The organism is Pedobacter sp. Bi126 (assembly GCF_918698245.1).
Taxonomy (GTDB): Bacteria; Bacteroidota; Bacteroidia; order Sphingobacteriales; family Sphingobacteriaceae; genus Pedobacter.
The window spans coordinates 655432-675807 of record NZ_CAKKMS010000002.1; the positions used below are offsets into that span (position 1 = coordinate 655432).

At 41.0% G+C, this 20376-nt stretch carries 8 protein-coding genes; 3 read left to right on the forward strand and 5 right to left on the reverse strand.

The annotated features are described in order from the left end of the window. Window positions 1–373 precede the first annotated feature (373 nt). Entirely contained in the window at window positions 374–3265 is a 2892-nt protein-coding gene (locus LQ201_RS07890) for a TIR domain-containing protein (protein ID WP_230140987.1), read from the reverse strand. A gap of 339 nt (window positions 3266–3604) precedes the next feature. Further along, window positions 3605–5581, reverse strand: a complete 1977-nt coding sequence (locus LQ201_RS07895) for an HNH endonuclease (protein ID WP_230140989.1) — start codon at window positions 5579–5581, stop codon at window positions 3605–3607. 585 nt (window positions 5582–6166) lie between these two features. On the opposite strand from LQ201_RS07895, the gene LQ201_RS07900 reads away from it, so the two are divergent. The 3 genes from LQ201_RS07900 (at window position 6167) to LQ201_RS07910 (ending at window position 15082) form a co-directional block, all read left to right on the forward strand. Continuing rightward, entirely contained in the window at window positions 6167–7753 is a 1587-nt protein-coding gene (locus LQ201_RS07900) for a hypothetical protein (RefSeq protein WP_230140992.1), read from the forward strand. After that, complete coding sequence (locus LQ201_RS07905) at window positions 7743–10355, forward strand: hypothetical protein (RefSeq protein WP_230140994.1); 2613 nt, start codon at window positions 7743–7745, stop codon at window positions 10353–10355. Before LQ201_RS07900 ends, LQ201_RS07905 begins: the two co-directional genes overlap by 11 nt. A gap of 170 nt (window positions 10356–10525) precedes the next feature. Further along, a complete protein-coding gene (locus tag LQ201_RS07910; RefSeq protein WP_230140996.1) occupies window positions 10526–15082 on the forward strand; it encodes a DUF3883 domain-containing protein in 4557 nt (1518 codons plus the stop codon). A gap of 122 nt (window positions 15083–15204) precedes the next feature. Here the strand turns inward: LQ201_RS07910 and LQ201_RS07915 are convergent, their stop codons facing one another. The 3 genes from LQ201_RS07915 to LQ201_RS07925 all read right to left on the reverse strand — a co-directional run bounded on the left by LQ201_RS07915 (window position 15205) and on the right by LQ201_RS07925 (window position 20374). Next, on the reverse strand, window positions 15205–16365 hold the full coding sequence (locus LQ201_RS07915; RefSeq protein WP_230140998.1) for a hypothetical protein: 1161 nt from the start codon (window positions 16363–16365) through the stop codon (window positions 15205–15207). After that, window positions 16362–17951 carry a hypothetical protein gene (locus LQ201_RS07920; RefSeq protein ID WP_230141000.1) on the reverse strand — a complete coding sequence of 530 codons (1590 nt, stop codon included), beginning with the start codon at window positions 17949–17951 and terminating at the stop codon, window positions 16362–16364. The genes LQ201_RS07915 and LQ201_RS07920 overlap by 4 nt, the downstream gene beginning before the upstream one ends. Window positions 17952–18787: 836 nt before the next feature. Beyond that, window positions 18788–20374 (reverse strand): ATP-binding protein, encoded by a 1587-nt coding sequence (locus LQ201_RS07925; RefSeq protein ID WP_230141008.1) that lies wholly within the window; start codon window positions 20372–20374, stop codon window positions 18788–18790. Window positions 20375–20376 lie beyond the last annotated feature (2 nt).

Sequence of the window (20376 nt, forward strand, 5' to 3'; positions counted from 1 at the left end):
CTGATAAACATAGTAGCAAATAAAAGGCAACTTCCGATGATGAAGATGGTCCGCTACATTTTAACCTTACTTCAATCAATGAAGCGGAAGCATCTAGACGAGTGGGTAAAGATCCTTTAAGGTACAGTAAAAAGTCCGACGGAACCCAGTTCTCTGAAGCAGCTGCATTGGTCAGAACAATGGCGATGTTGAAGTTGGAACTTTGGGACAAGGCTGCTTTCCGCGTTAAAGATAATAAAGCGTATCTTGTGGCTAGGGCTATACCGAGTGCAAAGATCTTACTTAGCAGTAAACCCTAGGTTTGTTTTAAATAAAGCACAATGGATATTGGCTATTAATAGCCAATATCCATTGTGCGACAAAAATTTGCTAGTTAAATGTCGAATATATAATCCGCTTCTAGGTTAATGGTGATCCGTATAAAGTCATCATTATCGGATAGCCCGTACAATTGACCGATTAACTTCATAAGATCAACGAAATAACTTTCTTCACGAGTGAAATCGACGTAAACGACATCCTGAAGAAAAGGGGTAAAGGATTCGGCCTGTGTACCTTCTATCAATACAGGGATAACGGTATTCCCATGCACGGACTTTCGTCTTAGCCTTGTATTAATCAACAGTTGTTCTTGCTTGACCACAGAATCCAGTGTTGTAAACTCGTATTTTTTTGAAAGTAGCTTAGATCCAACGGGAATAACAAAATCGCTGGACATAATCTCATCGACATATTGGGAAATACTTGAACCTGGGAGATTGTTCCAACGGTCGAGTAGCACGTTGACTCCTGCACTTTTCAAATCCTTAGCAAAGCGCAGAACCCATGCTTCATGTTCCTTATTACCCCATGCATAACAGATAAAGCACTTCGGGGAGTTAATATTATTTTCGGTTTTAAGCAGGCTTTTTAATTTGATTAGAGAGGTTTCAAACAAAGTCCGCCTATCCGCAATACGTTTTTGATCATCTACCTTTTCATCAAATTCTTGTAACGTTAGGTTTTCTAATGCATTTTTTAATGAAATTTCCGTACCGCATTCATGACAAAATGTAGATTTTTTATCCTTGTTTACCCGGTCGATCACAACGGGTCTTTGGATTTGCTCTTGGCATTTTTGACAGACTACCGGCAGGTAACGTTTTATGGTAATGTTCCTTCGGATCAGAAACCTTTCAAATAGACTCTGAAAGAGCTGTTTAGTATGGGAAGGGATATCGTCAATGTGATAAAGCGTAAACTCAACTTCTGCCTCTTTATCATTGCGTTGGATAAAACCACAGACTTCGTTATCGGCGATCTGGTATTCAGCCTGGTTCTGCCACTGGTTATGTCTGATAAATGTATTGGTATATCCCAGAAGTACCACAAGTGAGGGATAGACATTTTCAATTGCCCCTCTTACAATATAGGAAGCACCTTCAATAACAGATTCTTGTGGCTTACTCGGCTTTTTCTCGTTAATAAGAGAGGGGAATACGAAAAAGTTTGATCCATTAAAGTTTTCCCTGAAACAGATTGCTTTTTTGAGGAAAAGCGAAACAGTGGCATCGATAATAATTTTTCGTTCGGTTACAGAGAGCGCGTCAAGTTCAGGAAAGGCATATTTGTCGTCCAACAGTCTGTTTTCTTCCAATACGCCTAGTCCTTTCGGATTTTTGCGGGCTTCCAAAATGACAGAAGATGCCAGGTTGATGATCAGGTCTGGAAAAAGCAGTATAAAATCTTCCCTTCGTGAATTTTGAATTACAGAAACATAACCATGGTTTTCCAGGTGCCTCACTGCTGATACAAATTCATCCTGCTCAAACATCATTTCTGGTTTCGCTTTAAGGATGGCCCTTTCCAAATCCTCGTATGTGACTAGAACAGATTGCTGGCTAGTATTTTCTTTAAGGGCCAAAATGTACTCTTTGATTATCTTAAACGTCACGGTGGTAATGGTCATCGAAAAACTGTTCCATGGGATAAGTGACCTAATCTTGGTCATCAGATCATCAAGACCTTCGTTGGTACTCGCACTGGTGGGAAGGTAGCCGCCTGTAAAGCCCTTGTTTTTCGCAAAGTCAGAAAGTTCTGATTGGGTCAGCGTCGAGGTACCGCGGTCAACACGTGAGCCGACCAGTATCGCCGGACATTGACTTTCCCTATTCATCTGAAGTTGATTAAGCCAAAAAATGGCACTTGATAAAGGATTTTCTCTAATTGTAGGGTCAAACAGGATCAGCGCGAGATCGACTTTGTCCAAAAAGAGCGAATGGACCAATCGATAGTCCGGCTGCCCGGCAAGGTCCCAAAGCACAGCTTCGCACTCGGTTCCGTCTGTACGCGTTAGCGCAAGATCATCTACGACCCAAAACTGTTGCCCATGAGTAGATTCATGTTCCTTAAAATGTCCCTGTGAAATCCGCCAGCCAAGTCCTGTTTTTCCCACTCCGGAATCGCCTACCAAAACGATTTTCGCGGTTGTATAACGTACCTGTTTAACCCTTTTTTTGTTAAGTAAAAGTTGATTAAGGTCTATTTTCCAAATCCTCAGCGCAGTATCTTTGTGTGACCTGGTCACTAGATATTCTCCATCAAAAGAGAACTCAATATTTACAGGTATTATGTCGGCGGAAGTTTCCTTTATGGTTAATATGCATTGCCATTCTTCAGTCTCCCAAAATTTTACCGTTCCATCGAGTGATTTAGAGATTAAAAAACGTCCATCTGGACTAAAGGTCATGCCGTTTATTATATTGGTGTGGGCATGGATTTCAATCTCAACGTTATCCGAAAGGGCTTCATGGTTGATCAATATTTTGTCATCGCTAGCAATCGCGAAATGATTCTTGGAACGCGATAAACTAAACTGCGAATCCCGGATATGGTCATATATAAACCTTTCAACCTCTCCTCTTTCTTTAAGGTTATAATGAACGATTTCGTTTTGGTGGGATGCGATAGACAGTATGTTTTTATCGGGGGCAAGGGCAAGACTTATTATTATGCCATTACATTCGGTTAAAATTCTTCCTACATTTTTACTTTCTAAATCCCACAATCTCACTGTCCTGTCGGCCGAGCCGCTGATAAGGGTTTTGTTGTCCGGAAGATATAGTAATTCATTGATCCAGGATTTGTGACCAGTAAGATGTTCAATGACATGGCCGCTTGCTAGTTCAATAATTACAATAATTTTGCCATCGGCAATGGCGAGAAACTGATCATCTTTTGACCACTCGAGCGTTTTTACCCGATCTCTTCCTGAATATAAGCGCACTGGTCTTTCTAAGCCTATTCGAAAAATCCAAACGTCTTTTCCTGAGATGTAGGCAATACTATAGCCTTTGTTAGCATATTTTGCGCAAGAGATGAGTTCGTTTTCGGTATCTAATACACTAATAGCCTTAAACCAGGATTTACATCTGATCCAACTGCTAAAAAATCATAGTTGATGGTCTTATTTTTTTTTGTTGTGTTTTTTTTGGCGAGAGTCTTCTTGGTATTCATTATTGCAATATCTATCTTTTTTTTAAACCCAGTACTTTGTTAAATTAATTGCTGCCAGTTGCAGTGTCTTGGTGAAAATATCAGTGTCCCAAAACAATCTAATGTTTGTTTAAGTCAATACCTTATCGGATATATAGAGATCAATTTCATGTAAAGTCCCGTTCAGCAAAAAACGTAAATGTTTGGAGGAACGTTCGATGATCTTTAGGTCACCAAAATCAAATGTTTTATGGCAATTTGGGCACAGTATAATGATGTTTTTCAGGCTCTCCTCACCATTGAACTTTTTAGCGGTAATATGGGCAGCCTCAATATAAAAAGAGCCATCTTTCTTGATGATCTGGCTCGGGCAAATCTGGCACTGATAACCCCTTAATTTCTTGATGAGCAGGATTATATATGCGTTCCTGCTATAAGCACTGTGCTTGAATTCGATTTTTTTGGCTTTATTTTCTTCAATATTGGCTAAAGCAACCCTGATATCAGCGTCACTCATGTCGATTACTAATTTTGATATTGACTCCTGTTCTTGCAACTCTTGGGAGCTTTCGATTCGCAGTTCGAGCGTTTCATAAACCTTTCCACCCAATTGTGGTTCAATAGCTATGGGTGGTTCAACACTGATTCTGCGTTGTTTTTCGGTTCTATGGTCGTCCCATGTGTTTACGACAAGTTCTCCTTGATCTCCAATTTCTATGTGTCCGTTGGCCAATTTCTCCCTTAACACAGCCTCTATTTGGGGGATATTCTTAGGATGAAGGGCCAGTTTTTTCTTGAATTCTTCAAATGGCAGGTTCTCAGAAGCCTTCATGCTTGACCAGGTAAAGCTGACAGATGGTACAGTTTCATAATCTTCCCAGTCTGATGGATATTCTTTACCATTTAAACCCCAATAGCCACCTTTGAATTCCTGAAACCGGTCATTTTTTCTCGATTCAAGATTGCTGTTCAGTGTTGTGATATCTGTGTCCCGAAAGGGTTGAATGTAATCAGCCAACTCCAGTTTATGGACGGGTGTTTGTTTGCTCCCCAGATATTCAATTACCATTTCCTGGATAGTACCGCCCTTGACTTTTCCGGTCTCTTCCCATTCTTTTAGACCAAAGCAACTGGTTTTGCCAAAATGGATAAAAAGTGGGTGTTTCATTGCCGACTGTAAAGAGGCAACGGTATAGTTCATACCTGGATATTGTTCTACAGCTTTTTTATAGATATCCTCTACCGGGTGACCTAATCTTTCTATTGGCATAGCCCGTAATGCATCTTCAACGTATTCCCATACCTGCATTTTTTTTGTTCTCGGGAAGATGACATTTCCTGAAATAAACCTGTTCGGCCCAAGCTCATGTGCCATCAGTTTTTCGCAGATTTGAATAACCCTATCTTGATAAGGGCTTAAATTTCCAATACTGAATTCGAAAAAAAAATCATTAAAGCTGATCTCGGTCCTTTTGGTTACGACTTTGCTGTTTTCCCTGATAAAATCGATGCATTCTTGGAATTTAAAGCGCTCGCTTAGTTCATTTTTAATAAGGTAAAGATTATTCCACCTCTTATTGCCAGGATAGGATTCTTCACCGATTAATTTATGGCTTTCTTTGAGTAAAAGAGCGGCGATTTTAGTAATAAAGATACCCGTAAATCTTGTGGCTGCCTGGCCGTTGATTATATGTATTTCGTCTGCGTTGTATTCCAAAAAGTCTGCTCGGGGGTTAGGTTCAAATTCATCATTGAGGTGAAGCAACCGTGTAAAGGCGAAATGGGAATTGAAATCCTGAAGGTTTATCTCGCGTAATTGTCGAAAACGTTCTCTATCACGCCCGAATTTGTCCTGGAGCTGTTTTAAGGTCATTAATATATTGCCCTCAAAATAGTTAAAATGATTTTCGTAAAGGACCGAACGGAACTCCTTTTTTATAGTTTCCTTGGTAATCAGGATATCCAGGAATCGGAATAGCGAGATTTTTCCGTCAGTTGAAGTCTCAAAAAGGGACTCAATGTGAAAGGGAGATAATTTAAGGTTTAGCTCTCTCCGGTTGAAGTCTTCTGCAAGTGATCTAGAAGGCATTGTTTCATTGGTTTTCATTGAGGTCGTTTTTTATCGTAGAGTGCACCGTGTTTCAGATCCAGGTTAGTCAGCCATTAACTCTGCGTTCTCCTAATTTATGGGCTCAGATGTATTTATCAATATAGTGTTTGCGAGTTCCTTATTGGCCGATAGTATTATCTTAAATAGTTTCGGGTATCAGGTCAATGGTTGATTTGGCTTTTCGCCTGCCAGAGGCTGGCTCAAGAGAGGATTTATTAGTCATATTAAGAGAAATGTTTAGATAGACCAAAATACGTTTTTATTTGCATCTGCAAGTACTCCCGGTTCTTCTTCGGTCAAAATTGTCGGTATTTTTTATTCTTGGATTGATCATAATGATTTATGTCAACATGATTGGCCATGATAATCTGCTAATGTCTAGGTAATATTACACTGGCAACGCTTTTTTTTCTATTTTAGGTTCAAAATAACGCTCATGATCAATATCAAATTTATCCCGGCCCCAACCCATGAAATTCTTCTCTTTTATCGCAGATACTGTCAAATGGTTGGAATGCAAATCAATTCAAAATCATCAGGTTTCACATGTAAGGCAAGCTTTAATCCTAATAGAAAAGACATATGAAACTCAATAAAGGTTCTGCATTGGCGCCGTTTTGGGGAAGGCCGGTAAACCTGATCACAGGCCTGGATCCACTCGGACTTCAGACTACATCTGAGGCGCTATATACCTGGTTATTACCGGGAGTGACCAACCTGACTAACAGGGCAAGGTATTATGGTTTTTATTGCTGGCTGATTGATCTTTATCACAAAAGGGAAAAGACAGGTAACTCATTCCATCAACGTGCTTTTATGCGAAGGGCAGAGCTGCTGGTTGCCATCATTATGCAGGATAATTATCCAGAGGTTCAACAGATCACAGGCAGCACTTTTGCTTCCGGGATGATCGAGTCTAATGAAGAAGGATTCTATGATCTTAAACTTGGGGCTGATCAGGACAAATCTGATTCGACCTACTGGAAATTTCACACAGGTGCCTTTGGGCAGTATTATTTTGGAGCAATGCGTGCGCTTGGTTTGGTTCAGAGGGCCAGTAATGCAGAAGGAGACACAATCTTTCGGCTGACAGAAAGGGAGGAGGGGACTTGTGGACAGCAATATGCGTGGTGTTTTGATATCGAACTTGACGATGCCTTTAGGAATCTATTTTATGAATCGGTAAAGAACGGAAGGTTATATAAAAAAGATATTGATGTTTTTATCCGTTTTCTGGCCATCTCTACGGTTGACAGTGATACGCTAGAATGGGGTGCCTATAGGACTGCTTTTCTTGGCCCCGATGATCCCTTTGGTGAAAATGAAGAGCTGGGCTACCATAGAAGGGATACGATTCTTTCCCTGATCCAATTAGCTAGGCAGCAAGAGGGCAAATTCGATCCGGCCTTGCTTTTATCTGCATGTTATGCTGGTAAGCTTTCTGAGGACGAGACAGCAATGGGATGGTATTGTTACCAGATCAATGAATATTGGCAGTTTGCTTGTGGACTTATCTTTTGGTCTATTTTACAGGACCTGGCCAATCGCTCCGTTGAACAGTATTTATCGTTCTATATCAAGGATATGTCCGATGATATTGCTGCTGAGATTTGTAAATTGTTGGATATTGGATATTCTGAAGCTGTATTATTGCAGGATATCCTGGATTTGATAGACGGCGAAGGATTGAGCGAAAACGGCTTGCTTTTTAGCTTCCCAGCAAAGGAGGGGACATCGACGGTATTGGCGGCAAGGGATGCTTTTCTGTCACTGATGGTTACCTTGAAGCACAACCGGAATGAACTTGATGAGCTGTACAATTTTATACAGGTGCGTAAATTGATCCGGGATGGGGATTTTCATCAGGGACTCAGCTACCTGTTGCGGTTTTCTGGAAAATCTTTAGCTGCTTTTATTGAACTTTTTCTGAACAACAAGATCATCAACCGCCATCAGTTTGTTGCACTGAGGAAAATGGGGAACGGACAACAGTCCACCCAGAAGTTCATTATAGATGAGGGATATATTAGGCTCGTGGAAATCTATCCCCCAAACTTTACTTCCCCGAGATTTACCGCAATCAGAAATATATTGGCTGATATGCAGGTGATTGACGCAAACAATGAATTAACCCAATTGTCTCATCAATTTTTTGGCGATGATCAATAAAGAAAGTGTGTTGGACCTTATTGGTTCGGGACGGTACCATTCCTGTATATTAACTACCTTTAGTTTTGACTTTTATTTTTTTGAGTCCAAGGTGCTAAGGACATTGCGCTCAGCCAGCATACGTAATATAAATGTACTCATCGATGGCAGGTATTATACAGATTTACTCGAACAGACACGTGATATCAACTTATCCCTGAACAGTGGTTATTCTTTACACCCTATTTTCGGCAAGGGGATATTTCATCCAAAGATTTGGATGCTAATGGGGGATAAAGAGGGGCTACTGTTAGTGGGGTCGGGAAACTTGACCAGTTCTGGGAACGGGAATAATGAAGAACTTTGGTCGGCTTTTCATTATGCTGCTGACCATCCTCAAAATGGTTCGCTGTTTGCCAGTGCATGGGAATATCTCAGCGGCATTGTGGCAGGGGAACGTGGAATCCTGAAAGAAAAATCGTTGGACTGGGTTAATCGTTATGCCTCATGGGTAGCTGGCCTGAATGGGGATAGACATGGAATGCTTTTACCGACAAGTTTAAATTATCAAGCAGCATTGCTGGTTAACCGACAAGACCGATCAATCTGGCAACAGCTTTTAACTATTCTTTCTGGACAAGAGATTTCCGAAATCCTGGCCTGCTCTCCGTATTATGACCAGCGCGGCTGTGTTGTCAGTGCATTGGGAGAGGAATTCCCCCGAGCAGCGATCCGGGTAGTGATTGATGAGAAAGGGGCTGTACCAGCAAAACTAAAAGCTACTAAAAATATAAGTTTTTACCATTGGAAAGATGTGAATGGTAATATTACCGGCAAAAGCGAGCGTGAGAAAAAACGGTTGCATGCCAAGTTATTGATATTCCGTGCAAAAACGGGAGGTGAATATGTCCTTATGGGGAGTGCGAACCTTACGCCGGAGGGAATGGGCCTTGATATCGGTGGCAGGACGAATCAGGAAGCCTCGATTATCCTGTTCGCTGAAAATGGCGGGATTGCAAAAGAAATCGGGATTTTTCCAAAAGCCAGCATGGCGGTGCCACTTGCGGCTTTTAAAACAGGACCTAGGGAACCGATATCAGAAATGCTGATCCATAAGGCTCATCCTATCAAGTTATCTTCGGCTGAGCTAAGTCATGGAACGCTTGAGGTATTTTTAAAGGGTGCGGAGGAAGGTCAGGAGCTTGTAATAGGTTTTTTGGACGCCGAACATGAACCGGTTTTTTCTACAGCGGGAGAGGTTTCTGGGGATAGGGTTATTACATCAAACCTGCCGCAGGTATTTTTTAAATTTATCCAGCTTTGTAACCAAGATAACGAACCTTTATCCAATAAAGTGCTTTTGAGCGATACCACCTTGCTCTCTAAAGGGAATCCAAATCCGATACACAAACGTATCGAACAAATATATGACCAGATGCAGGGTGGCGATTTCAGCAGGGTGTTCGATTTATTAAACTATGCGATGAATGAAGAGGCTGAAATGCCTATTAAAATAGCCAATGCAGCAAGGAATGATAAACCGGTACTTGAAAAGAACAATATCAAAGAGCGTTATGAATTGAGCTCTTATACCATAGTTCAGGCCGATAAGGCGGCTCAGCAGTTACTTTTAAATTCAAGCTCATTGCGCATACTGGAATTCCTGAAATTCTCAAAACCTAAGGGTGAAGCGGATTCGGATATCGATGTCAGTGAACAACTGGGGCCGGAACCCGATGGAGGAGATGTGACTGAATTGCCGCGGAAGATACGGCCTTGGTCGGCAATCGAACGTGAAAGGAGAAAATTGATCAGGTATCTGGATAAAGTTTCTGGCCAGTTATTCGTCCTACTTGAGGCCAGGAGAAATGGCGAAGACTGTCTAATGTCCATTCAGGATTTTAGCAGGTACCTGATTGCCCTTGAACTGTTGCAGGACTACGGTGGAAAGGTTGAAGATTTTTCAGGCAATGAAAGCGATGGTTTATTTGAATACCTGCCACTGGATAGCAAGAATAAAGTAAACAGTGTAAAGAATTATCTCATCGAAATTGTCGGACAATTTATCCTGTTGCTCGAGGCGGGAACCAAGCAGTACGACAATGCGGTCTTAGCTAAAAAATATGATGCGTTGAGGGAGGAGGCAATGATCGGGGGACTCGCATTGCTCATCAACACCTACTGGATTGGTAATAATTGGCATTATGGTGATGTTATGATACTCAATACTTTAAGGCTGCTTATTCCGAAGGACTTATATGAGTTGGAGGAGATACCTGGAGAAATTCTAACTAAACTTGATGTCAAGCTGTCCAGGATAGTAAAACCCGTATTAAAGCAACGTGAGCACTTGCTGCATTTTATGAAAACGCTATTCCCGGCACATCAACAGACAATGAAAAATGTGGTTAAGGGCAATCATCAAAGCCAGGCACAAAGGGGGAATGTGATTTACAGATCGCCTTTTGGATATTGTTATGTTGCAGGGGTAAGTAAAGAAAACTATAGGCTGGTAAGGCCGGGTTTCAAATGGGATGCGATACAAAAAGACCTTATCGGTTATTGCACCGGGAATGAATATCCTTTGCTACCTATTAAGACGCTTTTTATAGTGGAAAGTTAAATGGCCAGGAATAGCTGACTATCAATTTTGCTGTTGACATGAATCATTATTTTGATTATGGCATAGCGTTTTTGCTTCCAAATCTAGCTACATTAGAAATCAACGGTAACGCCCAATCAATATTACCAGGGCATACTCTGAATTAAATAATTATCGCTTAATATAAATTAATGACTCAAAATTTCAAACAAGAAATCCTTGACCTGATCGAGGTCTCCAGGAATACTTATGCCGGAATGCCTTTAAGGATTACCGCAGATTATGATAATGAAAAAGGCCTGATAAGCGCATATAACGGTAGGCAAATTTTAGAAATGCTCCAGAATGCGGATGATGCTGGTGCCAATAAGGTTCAGATCAAATTGGATATTGAAAAGACCGAACTGACCATATCAAATTCAGGAGAACCCTTTAACAAAGGTGGCGTTCAGTCGCTGATGCTTGCAGGGGCAAGCAAAAAAACAAAAAAGAGCTATATCGGAAACAAGGGACTGGGCTTCCGATCGGTACTCAACTGGTCGGACCTTGTAGAAATCGATACCAATGGCTGTGTTTTGAGCTTTTCCCAGGAAATCGCGAAAGAAGCATACCAAGCCTTGCCATTAACCGACAAGCAGTGGCAGGAACTCCGTACCGGTTGGAAATACCGCGATACCACAATTCCGTTTGCTATACTGGCCATACCAGATGTCAAGGATTCGAAAGCCACCGACCATACTTGGGCAACATCGATAAAGATTACCTACGGCAAATACTTTGAAAAAGACATTATAAAACAGATGGAACTGATCGGTGAAGAATGTCTATTGTTTTTGAACCATATAGAAGAGCTAAGTATCTTAGGTCTTGAATCGGGCGACCGGGTATTCAAAAAAGACAAACTGGAGAACGACCGTTCAGATCAGATCACCGTAAACGGCAAGCAATGGGAGGTGTACAAGGTTGAGGGGATGTATGAGGATGGCAAGGATAAAGGAGATCAGTACGAAGATGAATATTACTCGATCAAAGTGGCGGTCAACGAAAAACTCTCTGACGATATCGGTACATTATTCTCTTTCTTCCCTACGTTGGTGTCTTTTCCATTGCCTTGCGTGGTTCATGCCACTTTTGAGCTAGACCCATCTAGGAACGCAATTGTAAAAAGCGACAAAAATGTGTTCTTGCTTGATGAACTTAAAAAACTATTGATCTCAATCACTGAGGACATGGCAGCAGGTAAACACAAATGGAATGCATACCGACTGCTCACGCCTTTGAATGAAAACTCGGATAACCCGCAGGTAAAAACCTTCTATCAGGAGCTTAAATCAGCCAGAGATGCTGCACAAATCTTCCCAACAATTGGAGGAGGAATGCGCCTATTAAATCAAATCCGTTATTACGGGAATGATTTTACCCAATTTATACAAGGGCTAGAAACAGAATACTTTGATGAGCTATTGTGGCCATTTGATGAACGTGTGTCGTCCATACAGTTCAATGGCAAAAGGTATTCAGATTTCGAGCTTATGCAGCGTGTCAATCTGGTCAGCCCAGCTCTAAACATTGTCAACCGGGCATTGATGATCAAATTCTTAAGCAGTTACGAGTTCAATAACCATAAGCAGCAATATACGCTTTTGGTAGATAAGGACGGGAATATCATACCTGTTGGCCATACCTGTTATACACCGATATTGGCCGATGGTGCAGAGTATGAATTGCCCAGCTTTTTGGAAATCGCTTTTATGAACACCAAACTCTATCTGGAGTTAACGGAATTATTTACAAAAAGAGAACTGCCGGCCTCATCAAGGGAGCTGCAGATCGAGATCAAGGAAGTAGTTAACGTGCAGCCGTATGATTCCAATCTGGTGACTGAAAGGATAATCAACCGGGCAAATGCGCTTATACTAAATAAATCCAATGAAGAAAAAAAGGCTGTAGTTTTTGAAATGGTACGGGCATTATGGTCTAATTTTAGCACCTCCCCCAAAAGTGGAAGGTATGGAGGCCCTGTGCCACTTGTGAACTTAAGCCTTGGGGTAAATTTATCTAATACCTTACTATATTCCCTAAGTTATCCGAAAGGGAAATTGATTGCCGATATCTATGGCGAGACATTGCAGGATTACCAGTATGTAGCACCCTTATCATTTTACTCGCTTAAGACCGCGCCGGAAGCTGGGCAGCACGATATTTTGGTGCAGGACTTTTTCAGGTGGCTGGGTGTGAATGATCTAAGCATTATTGAATCCCGAGACACCGTAGTCTCATCTGATCACGATTACTACCGATATGTAGACAAGAATCATGCTGGATTTGTGTGGGGTAGCAAGCTCCAGATCATTGACAGCGAAATCATGAACTTCGACAATATCCAACGTAAGATGAGCTTAGAACAGCTTATCCTATGGGCAATCAAGTGTGAACGCGTACAACAGGCACTTAAATCGAGTGCTAGTGATGTCCTCATCACTAAAAACAATAAAGCCGAACGCTATCGTGAACTTCGAAGCTATATCCATCATCAGTTCCTTTACTCCGGAAAGATCAAAAACTACATAATAGAAAATTATGGTATCCCCAGCGTAAACAGGAACATGATCGACTATAAGAGTGAGCTTTTTACTACCTACGGTATCAGTAAACCAGATATTGATAGTACCTTGCTAAAACTCGGCGCTGTTGAAACCTTTGAGCAACTCAGCGCCGAGCGGGTATTTGAACTGCTATCGCTTTCCAAGAATGATGATCCTGAAGGCAGGTATACGCAGCGTCTTTATAAACTTGCGCTTAAATGGTATGATGATTTTCATGGTGAGCTACCAGGAAGGCCCTATATTGCATATTTTGCAAAGAAAGGAGATGAACAGGGCTATGGTTTGGGTAAGGTTTATTATTCTGATAACCAGGCATTGCCCAAGCATATTCTTAAGGATTTTGCTATACTGGACCTACCTAAGCGATCAGGGGAAGACAAGGTTGCGAAATTATTCCAGATCAGTAATTTCAAAGATATTTCCCTGTCAATCATCCCCGGAAGTATTTCGAGACACCCTCATGAACAAAAATTTCAGGCTTATTGGCTACAGATCAGGGATATGGTACTCGCATACAGGATAGAAAAACTTAATGCATCGGGCGAGAGAAGGGCAGCGGCCAGTCAGATCAAACAGTTTAAGATCAATCTGGTTTCTGCAGGCAGCTTCGATTTCGATGGCCAAAGGATGGAGATGCAAGAAAATAACATGATCAATATTGGCAATCAATTCTACCTGCAGGTGGGCGGCACTACAGGAGATTTGGGCCAATTGAAGAAAAGTCCCGAGTTCTGCGATGCTTTTGCTGAAAGCCTGTGTATATTATTTAAGGTTACCGAACAAAAGAATGATTTTAGAAGACTCTTTAAAAACGATATTGCGGACTCCCGTCACCTCATTACCCAAGATTTGGGCAACGGTACATGGGCAGATGCAAAGGTACTGTTAGGGGTATCTGATCTGGAGCAGCTTTTTTGGAAAAGGATATTCTCTTTAAAGGGAATTGACGTGGAAGGGGCCATGCTTGAAGAAGGGATTACAGATGAGGCTTTGATTGATATTTTCGGTGGGGGTAGCTTTGGTTATTTGCCCGGTCTAATGGACAACCTTTCCGCGCAGAAGACATTTGAGTTTTTAAAAGCCCTATGTACACGGTTGGAGCTTAATTTGAAAGTGTTGATTCAGGACCTGGATATTGGGGACGGGTTTAGGACGATTCATCTGGATAGAATTGAGGTTTTATTAAAGGACCTAAAACAGGATGTCAAAAAATCGCTCTGGAAAAAGCTTTCGAAAGGTACGCTCGAGGAAAAAATGCTTTATAAACATTGGTTTAAGCAATACCAGTATTTGAGGGAGAAATTAGTGCCCCTTGTTTCTGCCTATGACTATTCATTTGAGCTGCCGTATCGATCGGAAGTGCTAAAGTGTATTTTTAATGTTTTTTCAATTGATAACCTGGAAGGCTTGCATGATATCGACCCTGATAACCTGTACCCAGATTTATACAATGACCTCCAAGGCATTTCACTCTCGGATGAGCTACAGAGCTTGTTTTATTTTGCAGATATGGCACAAGAGATTCAAAATAGGGCGCCAAATAGAGATAGTGGCCCAGAGGATATTCTTCTGGATGCCGATCCTTCAGACTACCATTTGGAAATTCTGAATGGTTCGGACTTTTCTGCAGGAACATTTCTCGGCGACAGTGGAACTGAAGCAAAGAGAGCTTGGGTCGCCGATCCCGGTATAGATAATGCCAAACGGAATGCTGGTAAACGGTCGGAGGAAGCAGTTTTCAACCACCTCGTGAAGATATATGGAAAGGAAAACGTTGACTGGCGTTCAGGATATTCGCATGTTTTAGATAGGGATGACAGCATTCATTATGATATTGAGTACCGCAATGAGGAAGCGGTATGGAAGATGCTTGAAGTTAAAACTTTAAATATCAATACCTTTATAATAACTAGAAAAGAGGTTGAAAAAGGTTGCAAGCATTGGAAGGATTATGAACTTGCATTGGTAAGCCATGGCAAGATCAGTATTATAAAAGACTTTTTTAAAGATGCCGATCCTAGCCAATTTGATGGGAATAACAGTTATCTGGTAACGCCAAGAGACTATTATGTAACAATTAATCGAAAACAAAGCGAGGCGAAATCTACTGCTTTCAATGAGGTTCAGGATAAAGAAGATTAATTATCGAACAACCAAAAGCCGCACCTAGTGCGGCTTTTGGTTTTGTATTGTAGTAATGATTTACTTTATAACGAATTTAGCTTTCAGATGGTTAAAAAAGCCATATTAATACTGGCAACATACTAGTTTATTTTTATTTGGGACCGGTTTATATTTTGCTTGATTTTTTCAGACTCCGTTTTCTGTTTGAACTTTTCCGATTCCAGTTTTTGCTTGATTTTTTCCGATTCCAGTTTTTGCATGGCGTTACCATTATCCAATAGCAATTGTAGCCGTTCAAGATTTACCAGACTATTTTTATTGAGCTCTATAGCCTTACGTTGACTCTGAATAGCTTCAGTGAGATTTCCCAGATTCTGATCGGCAATAGATTTGTATTCCCATAGCTGAGCCTTGTCAGAGAAATCAGGATTCAATAACTGTTCGCTTGCGATCTGTTTTGCCTCATCGAACTGCCCCATGGACAGTTTGAAGTCGATCACATGGTAAATAGAGGACCTACCGTTCCTTTTCATCTGTACTTTGGCAACACTATCGATTTTTTTGAACATAGCTATAGTCAAAGGGTCTTTAGGATTTTTTGCAGCCTTAAAGCCTTCCTTTACTGCTGCGATGCGGTTCTGCAGGGTTGGATAAATGTTGAATTTTTCTTCTGCCTCATTCCGCGGCCGGTATGTTGCGGGGTCAAGTGTGAGAATTCCCTCAATAGCGTCCTGTTCTGTTGCCCCAGGAAAGCGACTGATGACGAATCCTGTAAAGAAGTCAGCCCGCCGTTCCCGCTTTCTCCGAATATTGCTATCCGCTCCAAATGCTGATGGAAGGGTATGCCCCATGAAATGATGACCGATCTCATGAGCAATGATGCAGCGCACTGCCCAGCGGACCTTTGTGTCCGATCCTTTGATCTTGTCCAAAAATGCCTGATTGTAATAGATCACCTCCCTAGAAGTCTGATCGAGGGTACTGGCCGCATTGCAGGTGGCCTCACATTGCCTGAATGTATAGCTCAACGGAAAGCTGTTAATAGCATCTTTTTTCAAGGTCGCAATAATCCCGTCGAATTCCGTGAATGGGTTGATGCTAATCAACGGATCAATTGCTATCTTACCTACAAGCGCCGGACTGCATCTTTTTTGAAGCTCCTGATAGGTATTGCTGCAATTGAATGAACAGACCATCGGTTCCTGTTTTTTTTGCACAGACCAGACTAGCTGAGCCATTGCGTCTGAAACAAGGCTTGATGCGAGAGCCGTTGTTCCAATAAAGACGATTAGTTTTTTCATTTTGCGCTTAGGTTATAGGTGAAGGCCCCAAAGAAACCGAATCGGCTGAAGGATGCTGTTGGAATCGCTTCTGGTGCACCGGCTTTATCGATCACCTGTCCGTCTTGATATTTATCTGTTATCAGTGTAGCCTTGGTCAACGTTGCACCTGCACTTAAGATGAAACGTTTGCTGGTTCCAAAGATCAGTGAGGCACCTGCATGGTAGTTGATCCGCTCCAGGTCACGGGTTGAAAGGCCAAAGGCGCCTGCTAGTTTGACATCACTGGCCGTGCGTCTGTAGATGTGCATTAATGCACCGACAGAAGGGAAGATCGCATTCTTCGAATCGTTTTTCACGATTTTTTGCTGGGTGGTATTGCCCTCAATGGGATCATAACGATATGTCTGGTCCTTGAAGTCATTTCCGCCATAGTTGATAAAGAGCCCAGTGCTGAAATCGATTTTCAGACCGCCTTTTGGACGTACCTTATAGATATAGCTTCTCATAAGCTGTGAGCAGGCAACGGCTTCTTTTGCTTTTATGTTTACGGTGATGACCGTTAGGTCGTCCTCGATAGGCTGAGGGTCTACTATGTAGGTCCAGTTACCTTCGTTGAAATATTTAAAATCATTAATCACATCGAATCTTGCGGTTGCATTGAAAGCCTCCATGTCGCTGTTGAGCTTGGGAATATCTGTTTTGTTATAGTTTTCCATGTTATCCTTATACAGTTGGGAAAGTTTGGAATCATCCCTTTGATCTTTAAGTGTTTTCAAGATGACTTTTGCAGTATCCGTAACTTTTTTTTCCTTTTCAATCAGACCAATAAGTTCAATGATGAGCGCATTGGCCTTTGTCACATTTTTACCAAGCTGGTCGCGTTTACTGAGTGCGAACGCAATAGTGAGCTCTTTGTATGGGATTCTCACATTAGTCTCGATGATTTTGTCGAAATACCGCTCCAACACTCCTGGTATAATAACATAATCAGGTGCGTCCAGTAGTAATCTGTCCTCAGGTGCCATGGTCGAGTTCGTGAAAGCATTTTTCGTTTCCTCAAATACTCTGCTGCGAATTTCTGTGAAAGGCCTATCGCAGTCATTCTGGAGGTCCTTCAATATCATCTGATAACGGAGGATGTTTTTGACCTCTTTATAGGTATTACCAAATTCGGTCAGCCTATTCTCGTTTTCAATCAAAGTATCTGCGGTATTAAAATAAAGATCGTTGAGATTGGAAAGTTTCTTGGTAACTGATGCCGGCAATTTAGCATCGGCGATCTGAGTGGCGGTGAAAAGTTTAAAGTCATCAGGGGTAAACCCGGCTGATTCCGCACTTGCCCCTGGGAGTTTAGCTTTACTGAATAATTCGAACAGGGCAGGTGCAGTTTCATTATAACTGGTTTGGGTAACAATATTGTCGATGGTATAGAGTTTTTTGTTGATGTTACTGATCTTAAGTCCCAGTCTTGAGCCAGTTTTGATCTTTAAAGTGTTGATCTGACTGGTATCTTTTTTGAAATCGATCAGTTTGTATTCTACACTTTGGGCCGCGGCAGAAAATACGGCAAGGCACAGTGTGCCCAATAAGATTAGGTGTTTCATGAATTGGAGATAATTTAAGATGATTGGTTTGGTCTATTAAATTTATTCTTAATGGTCGTGGTAATCAATACTGAGTATTGGGTATTTTACCTATTGTCGGTTTTGTAGGTTTCAGTAGTATGTTTGCAGGGTTTTTGTAAGGTTTGGCAAGACGGTTTGTACTCCTGTAATGGGGAATAAGCCGTTCTCTAGGTTCCAGGAGTTGACACTGAATTTGAGGTGTAATCTGGGCATTTCTATGTTTAATAGCGGCGCCATGAGGAGTCCTTTATGTGACTGGAATCACTTTTTAACTTCTGAACAACTAAACAATTGAGAGCCTCAAGGTCTATCGAGAGATAGGAGGCGATGATTCGCTGTGTCGTTTGTTGAGTAATTTCAGGGTGGCTGTGCTGTAGGCTGTCATAACACTCCATCGGAGTTTTGGAGCGCAGGAATATTGAGCGTTCTTCGCTCATCATGAAGTATTTTTCCATCATCACGCGGCCAATATGATTGCCTTTGCGGAAGTCGGCATAATAGCGCTGGAGTTGCAGGTAGGAAATGGACTTTAGGGGGCAGTCCTGGATTACTTCGATGTATTCGTAAGAAAGTTTTTGAGATAAACAAATCCAGATGCGATATGAAGCCGTGTCTTCAGCGCTCTATACAGCGATCAATAATGCCACTATTGCTGTAGTCAACTCTTAAAAAAAAGGACCAGAACCGAATTACATCAGCAGCTAACGGCCCAGGAATAGGGCGGAGCGTTGGAAAAATTCCTAGAATATTCCAGGGAAGAAATACCTCTAAAAACCAGCTTGTTTAAGACTACTATCTTTCATGATATCGTAATTTTATACAAGGGGCAGCATAAACCAAAATGTACTTCCTTTACCCACTACACTGTCTACACCAATTTTTCCATTGTGCTTTTTAATAATCTCTGCACAGATATATAACCCAAGCCCTAAACCGTTATAATTAGTTTCTCTGTCTTCTGCTCTAAAATAACGATCGAAAAGGTAAGGCATTTTTTCTTTTGCAATTCCTGCGCCCTGGTCAATAACCGAAACCTTAGCCATAACACCCTGCTTTTCAATTGAGATTGTGATGTGCTTTGAGTTTGATGCATATTTAATGGCATTATTTACAAAATTGACAATGATCTGTTCAATTCTAACGGGGTCTGCACTAACTTTTAAACTTAAATCGCCTATGGTAATAAGGTTATATTCTGCCTGTACACGTATATCTTGACATGATTCAGTAATTACATCAGCCAATAGAAATTGCTGTTGGTTAATGTGAAGCTGACCATTATTTGCCATGCTGGCATTTAATAAATCATCTATTAAAACATTTACTTTTTCCATGCTTTTATTAGCCTGTACTATTAATTTAGCCAACATTGGTGATGCTGATTTATCTTTTAAACGATCTAAAAGTTGTAGTGATGCTTTTAAGGAGGTAATTGGTGTTTTTAGTTCATGGCTGGCGATGTTAATAAAGTCATCTTTTTGTTGTTGTAAAATTCGCAGCTCTTCTATGTCGGTTGCGGTACCAATCCATAAATGCATCTCGCCACTTTCATCTATAATTGGCATTAAACGGACCAAATGCCACCTGTACAATCCATCAGCACCTTTGCCTCTGGTTTGAAACTCACCACCTTTTTTTGTCTTTAGTACTGCGCTAAATGAAACGATACTATTTTGAAGATCATCCGGATGGATTACGAAATTAAAACCTGCTAATTGTGTTTGTTTATTGTTTAAACCGGTATAATCGTACCAACGCTGATTATAAAAGATAACTTTTCCCTTTATTGTATTAGTCCAGGCAATCTGGGGAATGGTTTCAATCATGTTGCGAAACCTATATTCACTTTCGGCCAAGGCTTTGGTTCTATTGGTTACCCGTTCTTCCAGTTCGAGATTTAATTTAGAAAGTTCGAGGTTAATTGCTTTAACTTTGGCTTTTTGTTGAATTAATAATCCATTAGACTTTAATAATTCTTGTTGCTGAATTTTTAAATTACCATCAATTATATTTTTTTCATTTCTTATCGCCGTATCACTCAGTGCTCTATTAATTTTAGTAGATACTGTAAATAACTTAGTTTTAGAAACGTAGTCAGTAACACCATCCTTAATTAGTTCTACCGCATTTTCTTCGCCAATAATGCCAGAAACAATTATAAAAGGAATGTGCATATTTTTGTTCTGCTTAATTCTAAAAGCAGTTACTGCATCAAAAGATGGAAGTGAATAATCTGATAAAATTAGATCCGGATTAAAATTAACTAAGGCATGCTCAAAACTTACACGTGTTTGAACAATTTCAGTAATAAAATCCAATCCCGCTTTCTTTAGTTCACGTTTCAGTAAATCGGCATCACTTTGATTATCTTCAACAATAAGAATTTTAAGCTTAGTTAACATTT